We start from the raw sequence: 15,604 nt of genomic DNA on the forward strand, positions 1-15,604 counted from the left end.
TCGTTATGGGAAGAAAAGATATATTTTGAATTTCTGCTTTATCTTAGATTTCATTCACCTTGCTGGTCTTCTTTAGCTTCAGAATTGTCCAGGGGATTCCAGATATCACGTTCTCTGGCTTCTTTTAAAATAGTGGGCAATAGTACAGGAGCGAGCATTGCTATAGGTTGGTAAAGTACAGATTCTTCAATAGTTTTATCTTCAACCAGATCAATTTGTTCTTCTGTAGCCCTAAAAAACATAATCACGACACTGGCTAAAAATGCTAGTTTTAAAAGCCCAAAAACTGCTCCTAAAATTTTATTTATCATTCCTAATGCAGCTAGATTGGCCACTTTTGTTAAAAATTTTCCTGCCAGGGTCACCAAAAAAAGAATAAGAATAAAAGTGATGGCAAAAGCGAACAGGTTAATCGCACCTTCGTCCCAGTTTACATGTCTGGCCAAAAAATCACTTAAAATATAACTAAAATAAATCGCTCCGTAAATCCCGGCAATCAACCCTACAAGGGCGGCAACTTCAGCAAAAAGTCCACGAAAGAACCCCCGAATAAGTCCGTATAACAAAACAATTCCCAGGATAATATCTATGGTGTTCATAGGCTTTTCTTTTCGCTATTGGTAAATTTATTTAATATTTTGTTACAGTAGTCTTTGCCCAAATATCACCTAATCTTTGATTTTTATCTGAACTTTGAATAACCAGGATCCCCACAACTCCAAAGAAAAACATGTCAATAGGATCTAAAAGATGCCTTTGTAAAGACTGGGTAAAACTTATGTTTGTAGCATATCCGGAAAGTGTTACAGGTTTTAATCGTACCATCGAATTTCCTACGGTTGCACCAAACCAGGTCTCGGTACAGACGATCAAAAATAACCAAAATAATATAGGGATTAGTGAAGGTAAACCTTCTAGATGATAAACTCCTTCGTTGTCTGGTGTCCCTACGGTAAAAATGAACATAAAAGCAATCGTATTTACAATAGTATAATCAATACAGCCAGCTAGGAATCTTCTGCTAATATATTTAGGTTTTGGTTCTTTCTGAGGTTCAAAATTATCCATGTTAATGATATCTAATCAAATATAAATAATTTGATCGCAAAACTTATATTTGCAGCATGGCAAGAGACGAGAAATTAAAAGAGCGGTGGGAAAACCTTCAGCAAAAATTAGCAAATCAATTTGCTGATGGGGAGGTTATGGAGTTAGATGCTGTAATTTATATTATAGGGGTACAGGAACTTGGGCAATTGCACCGTCGTTTTAAAAAAGATCAAAAAGTCGATTTAATGCATATTGCAATTTGTAGGTTATTGGAGCCTTACGGATATTATGAGTTTGATTATTTTGATGATGATGGTTGGCCACATTATAAGGTGTTAGAGCAGCTTCCCAATTTAAAAGCTGGAGAGCAAAGTGTTTTGATGAAAGAAGCTATTGTGCAATATTTTCTTGAAAAAGAATATATATCTTAAATGAACGCGTTGCTTTTTTTCACCGATTTCCCCAACGATTCTGGGCCTATCTATACTGAAACTGTAGCGGGAAGATTTCCTGTAGAACCCTTTAACACTTTCAGCAATATTTTCTTTTTAGCGATCGTAATTTATTTTTCGTACCGTGTCTACAAAAATTTCAGGGCTCAGTTATTTCTAAGTTTTGCTTTACCTGTTTTGTTTATAGGATGGATTGGAGGTACGATATATCATGCAACAAGAAGTCATGAAATCTGGCTTTTAATGGATTGGGTGCCCATCGATATTCTATGTTTATCGGCATCACTTTATTTTGCTTCTAAAGCCAGTTCTAAAAAAAGGCAGGTACTGGGGTTGATGTTGTTGGTGCTTTTATTGGTTTTAGGAGTACGTTTTATTCCGTTTAGATCACATGGCCAAACCTACTCGTATATCGCTACGGCCATTGGACTATTATTGCCTATTGGCATTCATGTTTATCAAACAAGGTTTAAGCATTTTAGGTTTATGGCTTTTGCAGTAATTAGCTTTATAATGGCCATAAGCTTTCGGGTATTAGATCGTTATATTCATTTCTCTATGGGAACGCACTGGTTGTGGCATAGCTTTGGCGCTTTTTCGGTCTTCTTCTTAATGAAGTATGTTTTTCACGATGCCGAAACTTCAAAAGTTATAAATCAGTTCGATTAATTTTCTCTTTCCGGGCTTTTGTTTTATCGGTTTTTAATAAGGGCTATAGGCGTAAATTTTTATAAATTTGCCATCTTATAAGAATGGTATCTATGATTGATAAGATTAAGGAACATATTACTGATGTTAAAGCCTTTAATGCTACGACAAAAGAGGAGATTGAAAATTTCAGAATAAAATATCTTGGTAAAAAAGGTATTCTTAACGGCTTCTTTGCTGAATTTAAGAACGTTCCTAACGAACAAAAGAAAGATTTTGGACAAACGGTTAACGAACTTAAAACGGCTGCACAGGAAAAAGTAGACGAGCTAAAAGAGCGTTTGGACAGCCTGGAAGAAGAAAAAGGCGTTTATGGTGATCTTTCCAGACCATCAGAACCTTTAGAGATTGGTTCCCGTCATCCTATTTCAATAGTGAAAAATCAAATCATAGAGATTTTTTCTAATATAGGTTTTAATGTTTCTGAAGGATCAGAGATCGAAGACGACTGGCATAACTTTACCGCATTAAACTTACCGGAGTATCATCCGGCAAGAGATATGCAGGATACATTTTTTATCCAAACCGATCCAGATATTCTACTAAGAACACATACTTCTTCGGTACAGGTAAGATATATGGAAGATAATAAGCCACCAATCAGAACAATTTCTCCCGGGCGTGTTTTTAGGAACGAAGCTATTTCTGCTCGTTCTCATTGTATTTTCCATCAGGTAGAAGGACTTTATATTGATAAAAATGTTTCGTTTGCCGATTTAAAGCAAACACTTTTATATTTCACCAAGCAGCTTTTTGGAAAATCTAAGATTAGGCTAAGACCTTCTTATTTTCCATTTACAGAGCCTAGTGCCGAGTTGGATATTTACTGGGGGCTTGAAACAGAAACCGATTATAGAATAACAAAAGGAACTGGCTGGTTAGAGATATTAGGTTGCGGTATGGTAGATCCTAACGTCCTAAAGAACTGTAATATCGACCCTAAAGAATATTCTGGTTTTGCATTTGGAATGGGGATAGAACGTATCGCGATGTTGCTTTATCAAATTGGCGATATTCGTATGTTCTATGAGAACGATGTGCGATTCCTGGAACAGTTTAAATCGTCTATCTAAGTTCTGACAGAAAGATTTTATGAGTTTGTTGAGAGAACAACAGCTTTTAAAATACGAACTTACCGCAAAAATGGAGCTTATGAAAAAGTCTGGTTTTATTATTCTTGCGGTAATAGTTTTAGGTGTTGCCGCCTATTTAGCCATAGCGGTTTTAAAAATTACCATAGGTTTAATTGTATTGGCGATTGCTGCAGTAGTATTGTTTGTGCTTTGGCATATGATTAAACATAAGTGGGAGGAAAAATTTGAAAGCGAATCTTAAAAAGATTGTATTTTGAAAAAGGATATAGAAATTCCTAAGGTTGAAAAAGTTCATGTTGCTGCGGTAAGGGAATTTAATGAAGAATTTCAGGCAGAGGAGTGGAATGCTTATATCATTAATAATAAGAATGTTTCTATTGAAATGATCCTGATCGTAGCTAAAGGTTATGATGGTACCAAAGAAACATCGGTGATGCGCCACAAACTTGAAAAATTACCACCACATTCTTTCGCGAAGATAGAATTTATTCAGGATGCAGTTTTAGAGCTTACTAACGAGTATCAGGTGACTTTTTTTGCTGAGCATAAGATGTTTGAAAAGACGTTTGTTTTTAAGAAAAATACCGTTAGCAAAGACAAACAAAAAGACTTGCCAATTATACCCAAGATGGGCATTTTAGCAGAATAAAACACATAAAAAAAGCCTCTGTTTTCAGAGGCTTTTTTTATGTGTTTTTCTAACTATGCTTACTTAAGTTTATTAGAAGTGTCGATGTAGTTTCCAATTACAGTACTACCACTATTTTGCCTTACGTTTCCAAATACATGGATCCTGGAGCCGTTTCCAACAAACTCTAAAGTCGATCCGCTATTTAGGTTTAAATTTCCGTATACCACAAGAGTTCCTTCTATTCTTAAAACAGAACCACTATTGATATTAAGATCATGATTTCTTCCAAAAATTCCTACGGCCATTGCGCCACGCATATTAAATGTTCCCTGGCTGTCAAGATTAGTACTGTTTTGAATGTTTATCGATCCGCAGAAAGTGAAATCTCCACCAACATTTAGGTTTTTTAGCGTTGCAGCACCACGATATGCCATAACCTGATTGCTATTTACATTTAAGTTGGAGTTTCCTCTATAAACATCATAAGATTCGCATGCTGCAAAATTATCAGTTGCTTCTGGTTGACTAACTTTGATGATTTTTAATCCGCCAGTTCCAGAGGCTACAAAAATATAATCGCCATCAGATTGGATGTAATTAGAAGAGCCTTCTAAATCAACAATACCTTCTTCTACAAGAGTATTGTTTTCATCCAGTTTGGCAATTCCAAATCCGGCACCGCCGTTGGCCATTAAAATAAAATCTCCGGCAATAGAAACTGCATTTGTAACCACATCCTCACTATCATATGCTGAATCAACAGGTAGGGGGATACTTAATTGTTGCAATGTATTTCCGGAATTACTATCGTATATGCCTACTCCATTACCACCTTCAGCAACTAAAATTGCCTGATCTTTAAATGCAATGGTTCGTTTAGATTCACTGGCTAGGTTTGGAGTGTTAATTCTATTCAAAACAGAAAGGTCTCCGGGATTATACATGGCTAGGCCTTCACTTCCACTTAACACGGCAATTTTGTTATTTCCGTAAGCTATCGATCTAAGGTCTGGTATAGGTTGTTCTGCTATAGTTTCCAAACTTACTGCATCATAGAGACCTAAAACACCAGTAGCACCACTAACACCAATAATTTTATCGTCAAAACCTGAAATATCAACCGCAACATTTCCTTCAATAGGTTTTAATTGAAAGTTTTGTAAAAAGTTCCCTGCCGAGACATTTACATATCCAAGATTCGCCCGGTATTCGAGATTTAAAAGTTCATCAGTATCTACTGCAGAAGCAAAGTATAATCTACCATTGCTGAAATAGGCAGAGGTAAAATCTACAATATCTGAAGTTACCCGGCTAGTCACAAAAGGATTGGTCTTGTCTTCAATATTAATAATATCTACACCCCCAAGATAGGCTTCGCCTTCCATCATATAGGTTACATAGGCGTAATTTCCATCGATCTTTACATGGCTTGCTCTAAGTGTTGTTCCGTCTACAATTGGTGGATCTACAGTAGCAATTTGCTCTAAAGCGATATTGCTTACCTGCGGATCTTCGTCTTCAACCGCTTGTTTTGAACGATTTGCTTTGATCGCAGTGATGGAAGAAATACTCAATACTCCCGCACCATTTCGGTTCAATACGTTTTCTAATGTTCCGGCATCATTGTTAATTTTGAAATTTTCCTGAGTGTATTCGTTCTCATCAAAATTGTTGTTGCTGTCACTACATGAAATAACCAGGATAGATAGGATAATCCATCCTGCTAGAAGTCTTTTACTCATTGTATTTTTTTATAAGGATTTTAAATTATGCATTAAATGTAATTAAGAAATAGACGCCCGTTAGTTCTTTTTCGTTTAATCGACGCCTGTAAGAGATAAGTGGTCATTATCTGGCTACCAGTTAATCCAGTTTGTCGGCAAGTTTTTTAAAGGTCTTTTTAGGGTTTTTTCCTTCATAAAGTATGGTGTAAACCGCATTGATAATTGGTGTTTTTGCTTTACGTTCTTCATTGATTTTATAAGCACTGGCAGTAGCGTAGTAGCCTTCGGCAACCATGCTCATTTCCATTTGTGCACTTTTAACGGTATAGCCTTTTCCGATCATATTCCCAAACATTCTATTTCTACTAAATACAGAATATCCGGTGACTAAAAGGTCACCCAAATAAGCAGAATCATTAATATTACGCTTCATTTTGTGTACTTTCTTGATGAATTTTTTCATCTCACGAATAGCATTACTCATTAGGACACTCTGGAAGTTATCACCATATCCAAGCCCATGAGCAATTCCTGCAGCAATTGCATAAATATTTTTTAAAACCGCAGCATATTCAGTTCCAACAATATCGTCGCTGGTTTTACACTTGATGTAATCACTCGATAAGAAGCCGGCCAGCATTTTTGCTTTATCCTCATCACTACAGGCAATTGTTAAATAGGATAAACGCTCTAAAGCTACTTCCTCAGCATGACATGGGCCGGTAATTACCCCGATGTTCTCAAAACCGATATTGTAAAATTTATTGAAGTGTTCTCCAACAATCAAGCTGCTTTCAGGTACAATCCCTTTTATTGCTGAAAATATCGTTTTCCCTTCTAAAGGAACAGTAAGTTTATCTAATTCAGATTTTAAAAATGCAGAAGGAATAGCAAAAATCAAGACATCGGCAGAATCAACTATTTCGTTAATATCATTGCTAAGTTGAAGCTGATTAATATTAAACTCTACATCGCTAAGATAATTAGGGTTGTGTTCGTGTCTTTTTAAATGTTCTACCGCATAAACGCTTCGCATGTACCAATGTACTTTTTCAAGATTTTCGGTTAGCATTTTTACGATCGCGGTTGCCCAGCTACCTCCGCCAATAACAGCTATATTAGAAGTTGTACTCATGTGTTTGGTTTGTTGTACGTACTGCAAAAATAAAGATTATAAAGGGCTTTAAAATTTCTGAAGTCGGTATGGGGCTAAGTATGGCAAAAATTTAACACAAAATAGCGGTCTTTAAAGACAATCTTAATAGAACGCCCTGCGTTATTAAATTGTTCTTCTCCTAAACCAGAGAAGATTTCTTAGTTTTTTTGGTTGGTTATTTAGTTTGAAAACCGCCTTGTATGAGAGATACAGGGCGGTTTTTTAATTGCTAGCCTTTCGCTATTTAGCCTATCTACTATTAGTTTTGACTGTCGTTATTTTAACTTTGGTAGTAAAGCGAATCTATAATCTAGATTCTTTTTTTCTGCTATTTATAAAAGTTGTTATGAATTACGTATTCCCAGACTTTCGCCGGTAACATAGGTTTTATAAACTTACCTTCTTTTATGGAATCCCGAATAAATGTTGCAGAAATTTCTATAACCGGAGCATCTACGCGGGTGATTTTTGGATGATCTTTAAATTGATTTTCGACCTTTCCACCGGATTTCCTTGGATATACATACAGCGAATGATTGTCTAAAATTACCTCATAATTTTTCCATTTATGGAAGGTCTTTAGATTGTCTTCCCCCATAATAAGGCAAAACTCATTTGTTGGATATTTTTCTTGAAGATGTGCCAGGGTTTTTACCGTATAATTAGGCTGCTCTAATCTAAACTCTACATCGCTGGGCTGTAAATGCTCAAATTCTTCACAGGCCATAAATACCATATCCAGGCGGTTATGATTATCTAAAAGCGTACTTTTCTTTTTATGGGGGTTATGCGGAGTCACTACCAGCCATACTTCATCAAGGTCTGAAAACTCGGCCATATGGTTTGCGATAATTACATGCCCAATATGGATGGGGTTAAATGTTCCAAAGAAAAGTCCGATTTTTTTATTCATCTTACTTTTTTATAAAATCTGCAACCAGGTCATGGGCTTCTTTTAAAGCGACTTCCAGATCATTATTTTCGATTATAAAATCAAATTGCGGTGCGGTGGCAAGCTCGATACTGGCTTTGGCCACACGCATATTGATTTTGTCCATCGATTCAGTTTTACGTTTTTTTAACCTGATTTTTAACTCTTCAATACTCGGTGGTTTTACAAAAACAGCCAGGGTTTTTTCAGGGTAGATCTTTTTTATATCTAAACCGCCCACTACATCAATATCAAAAATAACGTGTTTTCCTTTTTCCCAAATTCGCTCCACTTCAGCTTTTAGCGTTCCGTAAAAATTATCGCGATAAACTTCTTCCCATTCCAGGAATTCGTCGTTTTTAATCTTCTTTTTAAAATCTTCTAAAGATAGGAAATAGTAATCCTTACCATCAATTTCGTTAGGACGGGGGGCACGAGAGGTTGCCGAGATGGAAAAATCAAGCTTTAAATCATCCTGTTTTAAGAGATGTCTAACAATAGTGGTTTTGCCTGAACCAGACGGAGCTGAAAATACAATTAGCTTCCCTTCTTTCATGGTGCTTTACTTTAATTTGGTATAAATGCTATTATAGTACGTTTAAGACCTGTTCTTTAATTTTTTCCAACTCGTCCTTCATTTGTACTACCAGTTGCTGCATTGGAGCATAGTTACTTTTACTACCGATGGTATTAATTTCACGCCCCATTTCCTGGCCAATAAATCCTAATTTTCTACCGTTGCTGTCTTCTGTATCCAGTGTTTCGGTAAAATAAGAGAGGTGGTTTTTAAGTCGAACTTCTTCTTCTGTGATGTCGTATTTTTCGATGTAGTATACCAATTCCTGCTCAAAGCGATTTTCGTCTACATTTTCTTTTAAATCCTCAATTCCTTTACGAAGACGTTCCCGCACATTCTCTACACGTTCCGGGTTAATCTGCATAATTTCATTCAGCAAATCAGCAATATTGCTAACGCGAAGTTTGAGGTCCTTTTCTAAAGCCGCACCTTCGGCAGTTCTAAATTCATTAATTTCAGCAAGCGCTTCTTCTAAGGCTTTTTCTATTTCAGCAAATTCGGTTTCATCAATTTCCTCACGTTCCGTTTTTAAGGCATCAGGTAAGCGCATGGCAATTTCTAAAAGCTGGATATCATGCTTGCTGCCTATGTTTGGCAAGTTTAAATCCTGCATTTGCTTAATGTAATTTTTTACCGTTTCTGCATTTACAGAAGCCGATGTTTCATCACCAGATTGTTCTACATAAAGGGAGAAATCTACCTTGCCGCGTTTTAAAGCCGAAGAAATCGTGTTTCGCATTATCAACTCTTTTTCACGATATTGCGATGGGATTCTGGCATTTAAATCCAGATTTTTACTATTTAAAGATTTAATCTCTATGGTAATCTTTTTATTGGGAAGCTGGAGTACACTTTTCCCAAAACCTGTCATTGATTGAATCATGCTTCATTTTTACGGTTGTGCAAAGATAATCAATTCTTAAGCAGCGCAAAGACTATGGAATAATTTAGCTGAATAAAGGAAGCTATAAAAGACTATAGGTGATTTTGGGTAAATTGAAGCGCTCTTTCTTCCTGATAATATATTTTTTTATACTGAATAAAGCCTACGTGTCCCCCATGTTTTGGTGTTTCTAAATATAGAAATGTTGATTCTTGCGCTATTTTCTTTGGAAATGATGCGGAAGATAAAAAAGTATCATTTTCAGCATTTAAAAGAAGTGTAGGGATCTTGATATTGGGCAAAAACTGAAGACAACTACATTTTTTATAATATTCTGAAGCTGAAGTGTAACCATGCGCACGACTCGTATAAAGCTCATCGATTGCCAATAGCGAATTACAGGCAGATATTTGTTGTTTTTCGAGTTCTTTTGGGAAAGCCAGTTGCCGCTCAAAAAGCTGGTCTTTTAAATTCTTCTCAAAACGCTTACTGTATAATTTATTTTTAGGAAGATTTAGTGCTTCCAGGCTGGCGCCAAGATCACATGGCGTAGAAACCGCAACGGCTACTTTTATTGGCTGCGGTAGTTGATCACGCTCTCCTAAATATTTTAATAAAAGATTGCCGCCAAGACTAAAGCCTATTAGGGCAATTTGTTCGTAGTTATTTTTCCTTAAAACATAATTTAGCACATCCTCTAAGTCTTCGGTAGCACCGGCGTTGTAGCTTCGGTATAATCTATTGATCTCGCCGCTACAACTTCTAAAATTCATTGCGCAGTAATCCCAGCTATTGTTGGTAAAGATTTTACCCATTCCTAGCATATACGGGCGGTTGGCATTTCCAGCCAGCCCATGCATTGCGATCACTAATTTTTTGGTCTGTTTTTTAGAAAAGGCCCAATCCAGATCTAAAAAGTCACCATCGCTTAGTTCTAAACGCTCCCGTTTTTCAGTTGTAAAATTCACCTTTCTTAAGGTAGCCGCAAAAATGGTAGCGATATGCGGATTTTTAAATAGGTGAGGGGCTGTATAGGTACTTTCGATTACTGGCATGCTTCAAATTTCCGAAAAATTTTTTACTAAACATTCTAACATAAAATCTTTATGCATGCATAGTAAATATTTGTAATTTAGCTTTTCTATAAAATTGAAAGAAAAATTATGTATACCAAAGAATTTGAAATACGCTGGAGTGATATCGATGCTAACCGACATTTAGCCAATACGGCTTATATCAATTTTATGAGCCACACCCGAATGGGATTTTTAATGGAGAATGGCTTTGGACAGAAAGATCTGGCAAAGCATAATCTTGGTCCGGTAGTGTTTTATGAACACGTGTATTATTTTAAAGAAGTTTTTGCGGGAGAGCCGGTAAAAGTGAGCCTTCAGTTAAAAGGACTTTCTGAAGATGGTATGTATTTTGAATTTGTGCATAATTTTTATGATAGCAAAGGAAGAAATTTTGCCAGTTGTGAGATGATGGGTGGTTGGATAGACTTAAAGGAAAGAAAACTAACTGGCTTACCTCCAGAGATGGTTGAGAATCTGGATAGTCTAACGCATACCGATGATTTTAAAGTACTTACTAAAGAAGACACCAGAAAGCATGGTAGAAAACCACAGGATATCGATCCCGAGTTGCTAACATAAAGCAACGTAAAAATAGAATATACCGATTTAATATTTTGAAACCCGGCTATGCCCGGGTTTTTGTTTTTTTAAAACTTACCAGATAAACCCCAACAAAAACCAGTAGTCCGGCAGCAACTTTTATTGTTGTTAATTGATCAGCACCTACTAAAATGGCATAAATAATTGCGATTAAAGGTTGCAAATAAATAAACACACTTATTGTTGAAGCCGATAATTGCTTTAGTGCATAAATGTTTAGTAGGTAGGTAGAAAATGTGGTGCCGGCAACGACAAAAGCCATTCGCCAAATCGCATCGAAAGGTAAATGAAACCAGTCTACCGCAACAAATTCAGAATAGGTAACCGGCAAATTAAGAAAAACGCCCATCAAGAAAAGCCATTTCATAAGAGTGATGGCGTGGTATTTTTTGGTAAGTGGCTTTACGATTACCAGGTATAATCCGTATGAAAAAGCATTAACTATAAACATCAAATTGCCCAGCGGAATATTTGGCGCATTGGTCACACTATCGGTACTAAAAACAACCAGAGCTAAAGCTCCCGATAACCCAAAAGCAATCCCCACTCCTTTTAAAAGGGTGATTTTTTCTTTTAAGATGATCGATGCCAGAATAAGAACCATAACCGGCGAAACGGTAATGATTACCGAGCTGTTGATCGGGGTAGAAAGGCTTAAACCCTTAAAAAAGAATAGCATATTAATGCACATACCAAAAATGGCACAGCAAAGCATTCTTGGCCAGTCTTTTTTTTCGACTTTTTCTTTGGGAGCAAACGGACTTAATATCCAGAATAAAATAGCTGCGCCTAAAACGCGTAGCATAATGAATCCAAAAGCTTCGATATGCGAAGGCATTACGCCCTTGGCAATCGTATGATTTAAGCCATAAATTGCACTGGCTCCGGTAGCGGCAAAAATGGCCAGTAAGCGTTTATCCATGGATAGATTCTTTAGCAGCAGCTACGTTTTTTTTAGCATTGCCAATAAAAATCTCTTTACCGTTAATGATTACGGGACGTTTTAAAAAAGTATAATGTTCTAAGATTAAGGCTTTGTAATCTTCTTCGCTAAGATCCTTGTTTTTAAGATCACGTTCTTTGTAAAGTCTTGCTCTTTTGCTAAAAAGTGATTCATAACTTCCTACAAGCGCCTGCATTTCTTCAATTTGCTTTTTAGTTATTTCATCGGTTTTGATATCCTGAAGTTCAAAATCAGCCGGAGCTTCGATATCGTTAAGGATTCGTTTACAGGTATCACAGGTAGAAAGGTAATAGATCTTTTTCATTTCATTTTTTGTTTAGGAGTACAAAGAAAAAACTTTAAAAGAGCTCTTGCAATTTATTGGTATCCCAAACGGGAATAAAAATCCCGATGCTGATGATTACCGGGATAATTCGAAATTGTAAAAGTTTTTCAGATTCATCGCAGACGATCCATAAATACGCTATTCCTTTTCTGAAAAATCTATTTTTAAATAGTTAGAGACTTCATTCAAATTATACTCATAGGTTTTCTGGCCTTCAACATAAGCAGCGATCTCGTATGGATTGTAAGTGAGGATAAGTTTATCGTTCCTAAAACCAATATTTGCAGGAAGGTGAAATTCATCATTTTCAAAGAACATTCCCGTACTGTTGATATTCTCTCCTTCAGGAATGTTTTCTTTATTTCTAAAGTCTTTTTCTACAAAATCTTTAAAGGCTGGCGTAAAAAGATCCTTATGAGTATAGACTGCCCCGGTTTCAGGATTAAAATTCATATAGGTATTGCTTCCGTAGCCATGGGCACCACCGGTAAAGGTGTAAGAATTGAAATCGATACTCAGTAATTTTGGAGTTTCCGAGGTTATTTCAGCAAAAACAGTCGCTTCCCACGGGATATCGGTTTCGGGAAAATCTTCACGGTAAGAACCATAGTTTGCAATAAAACCATCAACCATTTCTTCCATGGTCTCTGGGTTATTATCCGGGTTAAAACCTGAAACGATCTCTATAATATGATGTTCTATAGAATCATTGATCTTTTTGGCAACCGTCTCCTTTCCTTTGGCAACAGGGAAATTCAGATTGATGAAAGTACAGTTCCCTTTTTCTGGATTACATTTTTTGTAAGCCTTTTCTATATTATAATTGGTGAAAATAAGGTTTTCTTTTTTCTCTTCTTCACAGGCATACAGCATCAGGCTGGCAAGCAGCACTAAAAGAAATTTTTTCAAAATAATTTTCGGATTTTAGGTTATTTTTTTGCTAAAGTACGTAGCAATTTTGGCATTGCCAATGCGAAGCTTATTTTTGCTTATAAGATTTTTAATTTAACGAAAATCAGTATTTAAGCTGTCTCTTCAGCTTAGTGCTTTACCAAATAACCTGTTATGAAATTTAATACCAAAACGATACACGGTGGCCAGAAAAATGTAGATCCTGCCTATAATGCAGTGATGCCACCCATCTATCAAACCAGTACATACGCGCAAAGCACCCCCGGAGGACATAAAGGCTTTGAATATTCCAGAAGTGGTAATCCAACCCGTGCCGCTTTAGAGCGTTCTCTGGCCAGTATCGAAAATGGTGATTATGGGATGGCTTTTGGTTCTGGACTTGCAGCAATCGATGCGGTGATAAAATTATTTAAACCGGGAGACGAGATAGTAAGTACTAATGATCTTTATGGCGGTTCTTATCGTTTGTTTACTTCGATATTTGAAAATCTGGGCATTAAATTTCATTTTATAGGTATGCAGGAAGCCGAGAATATCGAATCATATATCAATGAAAATACAAAGCTCATTTGGGTAGAAACACCAACTAACCCAATGATGAATATTATCGATATCGAAGCTACTGCTAAAATTGCGAAAAAACATCATATTTTATTAGCGGTAGACAATACTTTTGCAACACCTTATTTACAACAGCCCTTGGATTTGGGAGCCGATATTGTGATGCATAGTGCGACTAAATATTTGGGCGGCCATAGTGATGTAGTAATGGGTGGGCTTGTTGTAAAAGATAAAGCGCTTGCCGATAAATTGTATTTTATACAAAATGCTAGCGGCGGTGTTTGCGGTCCGCAGGATAGCTTTTTGGTACTACGCGGAATTAAAACTTTACATTTAAGAATGCAACGCCACTGCGAAAATGGAGAGAAAATAGCTCGGTTTTTAAAGGAGCATCCGGGAGTTGCACAGGTAAACTGGCCAGGTTTTGAAGATCATCCCAATCATGAAATTGCTAAAAAGCAAATGAAAGGTTTTGGCGGGATGATTTCTTTTTCGACTACGCAGGGAACCGCTGAAAGTGCCGTTAAAATACTTGAAAATCTGAAGGTGTTTACCTTGGCCGAATCTTTAGGTGGGGTGGAATCTTTAGCAGGGCATCCTGCGAGTATGACACATGCCTCCATCCCAAAAGAAGAGCGGGAAAAAACGGGAGTAGTGGATAGTTTAATCCGTTTAAGTGTGGGAATTGAAGATGGAGATGATTTAGTAGAAGATTTAAAACAGGCGTTGGGGTAAATTTTAGACCGCTGCACTGTAAGAGATTAGAATATAGACTAAAGAACCAAGATCAGGTTTATTCACTTTTAATTTTAAAATTTTCTGATGTGTTAATTTGATAGATAAGGATTATAATTCGTTTTTCTTTGTTTGATTGAAGCGTTCGTCAAACTTTAAGGGTTTTTTCGAAATAAGGGTTATCTTTTTAGCGTCTGGGTGGTTTGGATTAATCAAATAGTTAAACTCAGGCTTTACAATACTGCTTGGTACTTTTAAGACCGCTGCTTGGTTATCAGTTACAAAATCATCGCCAATAAATTGCGTTTCAAGAATTGGAGGTTAGGAATCCCATTTAGCAGGTAAATCTTTATGTTTTAATTCAAGTATTTCAATGTCATCAGGAATATTAATTTCTACGTAATAGCGATCTGTGGGTAAATCTTCGTTTCGATCTAAATGCACCGAAACTTCTAAAGTTGCTAAAGCTCTGGACTCTGAAGTGTAAACTAAAAATGTATTAGGGCTATTCCATCTATAACCCTCTGTAAGTGCTGCTCCTATTCCCTTTAAGGTGGTTTCAAGATGTTTTTTTCTTTCTCTCCTATATACTCTCATTAGGCTAGATTTCCATATTCAAGTCTATTTAAGCGATTCCTAACTTCCTGAATGCCGGTTAACGAATCAAATAGACTGATTGGTGCAGCTCCACCTAACGAAATATTAGTTTTTTGTAGCCAACGCTGAAATTTTTCTTTTTCTGAATTGAATACCTCTAATCCAAATTCTAATACTTCGGTTAATACTAAAACTAATTCACTGTCCCTACCGCTCAACAAGTCTTTGTCTTTCTTTTTTTTATTGTAGGTTGTTTGTGGCATTTGCAATAAATGAAGGATATGCTTGATGGGTAAATTCGATTTATTACTGATAAATTCTATGGATTCGTAGGGTAGCCCTTTTCTGATAATGGAAACCCTCTCCATCCTGCTACTCCAAACGTATGATCTATCAGAAGTCTCTATAGTCCAACTTTGGTTCTTTATTTTTCTAACCGCTCTGGCCCTTTTTACGCTTCTTTTTGTATCAAAAGATTTATTATCAGACTTTTTTTTAACCGGCATAACAATCAATTTGTTGTTAATTCACAACAATATTACTGCAATTAAATTTTTTATTTAAAATTCAGAACAAATTGCATTCGTGAAATTTTTGCTGTTTAAAAAACAAGGGGCTGAAATTATCG

19 protein-coding genes and 1 pseudogene are annotated in these 15,604 nt (G+C 36.3%); 7 read left to right on the top strand and 13 right to left on the bottom strand.

All coding sequences use genetic code 11. The annotated features are described in order from the left end of the window. Window positions 1-50 precede the first annotated feature (50 nt). Together ZPR_RS01550 and ZPR_RS01555 are read right to left on the bottom strand one after the other, a co-directional pair. Window positions 51-599 carry a CvpA family protein gene (locus ZPR_RS01550; RefSeq protein WP_013069837.1) on the bottom strand — a complete coding sequence of 183 codons (549 nt, stop codon included), beginning with the start codon at window positions 597-599 and terminating at the stop codon, window positions 51-53. Between the two features lie 31 nt (window positions 600-630). After that, window positions 631-1,068 carry an RDD family protein gene (locus tag ZPR_RS01555; RefSeq protein WP_013069838.1) on the bottom strand — a complete coding sequence of 146 codons (438 nt, stop codon included), beginning with the start codon at window positions 1,066-1,068 and terminating at the stop codon, window positions 631-633. Window positions 1,069-1,124: 56 nt separating this feature from the next. On the opposite strand from ZPR_RS01555, the gene ZPR_RS01560 reads away from it, so the two are divergent. From ZPR_RS01560 to ZPR_RS01580, 5 genes are all read left to right on the top strand, one after another. Then, entirely contained in the window at window positions 1,125-1,481 is a 357-nt protein-coding gene (locus ZPR_RS01560) for a hypothetical protein (RefSeq protein WP_013069839.1), read from the top strand. Beyond that, complete coding sequence (locus tag ZPR_RS01565; protein WP_013069840.1) at window positions 1,482-2,171, top strand: membrane protein; 690 nt, start codon at window positions 1,482-1,484, stop codon at window positions 2,169-2,171. It abuts the gene before it with no gap. A gap of 92 nt (window positions 2,172-2,263) precedes the next feature. Beyond that, window positions 2,264-3,283 carry a phenylalanine--tRNA ligase subunit alpha gene (gene pheS, locus ZPR_RS01570; RefSeq protein WP_013069841.1) on the top strand — a complete coding sequence of 340 codons (1,020 nt, stop codon included), beginning with the start codon at window positions 2,264-2,266 and terminating at the stop codon, window positions 3,281-3,283. A 19-nt stretch (window positions 3,284-3,302) separates the two neighbouring features. Then, window positions 3,303-3,545: a hypothetical protein gene (locus ZPR_RS01575; RefSeq protein ID WP_013069842.1), complete on the top strand. Its 243-nt coding sequence runs from the start codon at window positions 3,303-3,305 to the stop codon at window positions 3,543-3,545. A gap of 12 nt (window positions 3,546-3,557) precedes the next feature. Next, a complete protein-coding gene (locus ZPR_RS01580) occupies window positions 3,558-3,953 on the top strand; it encodes a hypothetical protein (protein WP_013069843.1) in 396 nt (131 codons plus the stop codon). A 59-nt stretch (window positions 3,954-4,012) separates the two neighbouring features. Here the strand turns inward: ZPR_RS01580 and ZPR_RS01585 are convergent, their stop codons facing one another. The 6 genes from ZPR_RS01585 to ZPR_RS01610 form a co-directional block, all read right to left on the bottom strand. Next, window positions 4,013-5,677 carry an LVIVD repeat-containing protein gene (locus ZPR_RS01585; RefSeq protein WP_013069844.1) on the bottom strand — a complete coding sequence of 555 codons (1,665 nt, stop codon included), beginning with the start codon at window positions 5,675-5,677 and terminating at the stop codon, window positions 4,013-4,015. A 121-nt stretch (window positions 5,678-5,798) separates the two neighbouring features. Beyond that, complete coding sequence (locus ZPR_RS01590) at window positions 5,799-6,794, bottom strand: NAD(P)H-dependent glycerol-3-phosphate dehydrogenase (RefSeq protein ID WP_013069845.1); 996 nt, start codon at window positions 6,792-6,794, stop codon at window positions 5,799-5,801. A 349-nt stretch (window positions 6,795-7,143) separates the two neighbouring features. Next, the gene (gene nadD / locus ZPR_RS01595) at window positions 7,144-7,728 is read right to left on the bottom strand and encodes a nicotinate (nicotinamide) nucleotide adenylyltransferase (RefSeq protein WP_013069846.1); all 585 of its coding nucleotides are present in this window, start codon (window positions 7,726-7,728) and stop codon (window positions 7,144-7,146) included. Between the two features lies 1 nt (window position 7,729). Beyond that, the gene (gene gmk, locus ZPR_RS01600) at window positions 7,730-8,302 is read right to left on the bottom strand and encodes a guanylate kinase (protein WP_013069847.1); all 573 of its coding nucleotides are present in this window, start codon (window positions 8,300-8,302) and stop codon (window positions 7,730-7,732) included. Between the two features lie 31 nt (window positions 8,303-8,333). After that, window positions 8,334-9,206 (bottom strand): YicC/YloC family endoribonuclease, encoded by an 873-nt coding sequence (locus ZPR_RS01605; protein WP_041578514.1) that lies wholly within the window; start codon window positions 9,204-9,206, stop codon window positions 8,334-8,336. A 92-nt stretch (window positions 9,207-9,298) separates the two neighbouring features. Then, window positions 9,299-10,261, bottom strand: coding sequence for a YheT family hydrolase (locus ZPR_RS01610; RefSeq protein ID WP_013069849.1), 963 nt, complete (start codon window positions 10,259-10,261; stop codon window positions 9,299-9,301). 108 nt (window positions 10,262-10,369) lie between these two features. On the opposite strand from ZPR_RS01610, the gene ZPR_RS01615 reads away from it, so the two are divergent. Next, complete coding sequence (locus ZPR_RS01615) at window positions 10,370-10,861, top strand: acyl-CoA thioesterase (RefSeq protein ID WP_013069850.1); 492 nt, start codon at window positions 10,370-10,372, stop codon at window positions 10,859-10,861. 46 nt (window positions 10,862-10,907) lie between these two features. On the opposite strand, the gene ZPR_RS01620 is transcribed toward ZPR_RS01615, so the two are convergent. The 3 genes from ZPR_RS01620 to ZPR_RS01630 form a co-directional block, all read right to left on the bottom strand. Further along, entirely contained in the window at window positions 10,908-11,804 is an 897-nt protein-coding gene (locus tag ZPR_RS01620) for a DMT family transporter (RefSeq protein ID WP_013069851.1), read from the bottom strand. Then, the gene (locus ZPR_RS01625) at window positions 11,797-12,150 is read right to left on the bottom strand and encodes an arsenate reductase family protein (RefSeq protein ID WP_013069852.1); all 354 of its coding nucleotides are present in this window, start codon (window positions 12,148-12,150) and stop codon (window positions 11,797-11,799) included. The genes ZPR_RS01620 and ZPR_RS01625 overlap by 8 nt, the downstream gene beginning before the upstream one ends. Window positions 12,151-12,309: 159 nt before the next feature. Beyond that, window positions 12,310-13,080 (bottom strand): DUF3298 and DUF4163 domain-containing protein, encoded by a 771-nt coding sequence (locus tag ZPR_RS01630; RefSeq protein WP_013069853.1) that lies wholly within the window; start codon window positions 13,078-13,080, stop codon window positions 12,310-12,312. 156 nt (window positions 13,081-13,236) lie between these two features. Here ZPR_RS01630 and ZPR_RS01635 point away from each other — a divergent pair, with 156 nt between their 5' ends. Then, window positions 13,237-14,379, top strand: coding sequence for a cystathionine gamma-synthase (locus ZPR_RS01635; RefSeq protein ID WP_013069854.1), 1,143 nt, complete (start codon window positions 13,237-13,239; stop codon window positions 14,377-14,379). A 111-nt stretch (window positions 14,380-14,490) separates the two neighbouring features. On the opposite strand, the pseudogene ZPR_RS01640 reads toward ZPR_RS01635, so the two are convergent. Together ZPR_RS01640 and parS are read right to left on the bottom strand one after the other, a co-directional pair. After that, window positions 14,491-14,976 (bottom strand): annotated as a pseudogene (locus tag ZPR_RS01640) (RES family NAD+ phosphorylase). Continuing rightward, window positions 14,976-15,482 carry a type II RES/Xre toxin-antitoxin system antitoxin gene (parS, locus tag ZPR_RS01645; protein WP_041578515.1) on the bottom strand — a complete coding sequence of 169 codons (507 nt, stop codon included), beginning with the start codon at window positions 15,480-15,482 and terminating at the stop codon, window positions 14,976-14,978. The pseudogene ZPR_RS01640 and the gene parS overlap by 1 nt, the downstream one beginning before the upstream one ends. Between the last annotated feature and the right edge of the window lie 122 nt (window positions 15,483-15,604).

Origin of the sequence: Zunongwangia profunda SM-A87, assembly GCF_000023465.1 — a bacterium.
Classification (GTDB): Bacteria; Bacteroidota; Bacteroidia; order Flavobacteriales; family Flavobacteriaceae; genus Zunongwangia; species Zunongwangia profunda.

Coding starts and splice junctions, on each gene's coding strand:
- ZPR_RS01555 (WP_013069838.1), bottom strand. CDS start 1,068: ATGGATAATTTTGAACCTCAGAAAGAACCAAAACCTAAATATATTAGC.
- ZPR_RS01585 (WP_013069844.1), bottom strand. CDS start 5,677: ATGAGTAAAAGACTTCTAGCAGGATGGATTATCCTATCTATCCTGGTT.
- pheS (WP_013069841.1), top strand. CDS start 2,264: ATGATTGATAAGATTAAGGAACATATTACTGATGTTAAAGCCTTTAAT.
- parS (WP_041578515.1), bottom strand. CDS start 15,482: ATGCCGGTTAAAAAAAAGTCTGATAATAAATCTTTTGATACAAAAAGA.
- ZPR_RS01590 (WP_013069845.1), bottom strand. CDS start 6,794: ATGAGTACAACTTCTAATATAGCTGTTATTGGCGGAGGTAGCTGGGCA.
- ZPR_RS01620 (WP_013069851.1), bottom strand. CDS start 11,804: ATGGATAAACGCTTACTGGCCATTTTTGCCGCTACCGGAGCCAGTGCA.
- nadD (WP_013069846.1), bottom strand. CDS start 7,728: ATGAATAAAAAAATCGGACTTTTCTTTGGAACATTTAACCCCATCCAT.
- ZPR_RS01565 (WP_013069840.1), top strand. CDS start 1,482: ATGAACGCGTTGCTTTTTTTCACCGATTTCCCCAACGATTCTGGGCCT.
- gmk (WP_013069847.1), bottom strand. CDS start 8,302: ATGAAAGAAGGGAAGCTAATTGTATTTTCAGCTCCGTCTGGTTCAGGC.
- ZPR_RS01615 (WP_013069850.1), top strand. CDS start 10,370: ATGTATACCAAAGAATTTGAAATACGCTGGAGTGATATCGATGCTAAC.
- ZPR_RS01560 (WP_013069839.1), top strand. CDS start 1,125: ATGGCAAGAGACGAGAAATTAAAAGAGCGGTGGGAAAACCTTCAGCAA.
- ZPR_RS01635 (WP_013069854.1), top strand. CDS start 13,237: ATGAAATTTAATACCAAAACGATACACGGTGGCCAGAAAAATGTAGAT.
- ZPR_RS01550 (WP_013069837.1), bottom strand. CDS start 599: ATGAACACCATAGATATTATCCTGGGAATTGTTTTGTTATACGGACTT.
- ZPR_RS01605 (WP_041578514.1), bottom strand. CDS start 9,206: ATGATTCAATCAATGACAGGTTTTGGGAAAAGTGTACTCCAGCTTCCC.
- ZPR_RS01575 (WP_013069842.1), top strand. CDS start 3,303: ATGAGTTTGTTGAGAGAACAACAGCTTTTAAAATACGAACTTACCGCA.
- ZPR_RS01610 (WP_013069849.1), bottom strand. CDS start 10,261: ATGCCAGTAATCGAAAGTACCTATACAGCCCCTCACCTATTTAAAAAT.
- ZPR_RS01625 (WP_013069852.1), bottom strand. CDS start 12,150: ATGAAAAAGATCTATTACCTTTCTACCTGTGATACCTGTAAACGAATC.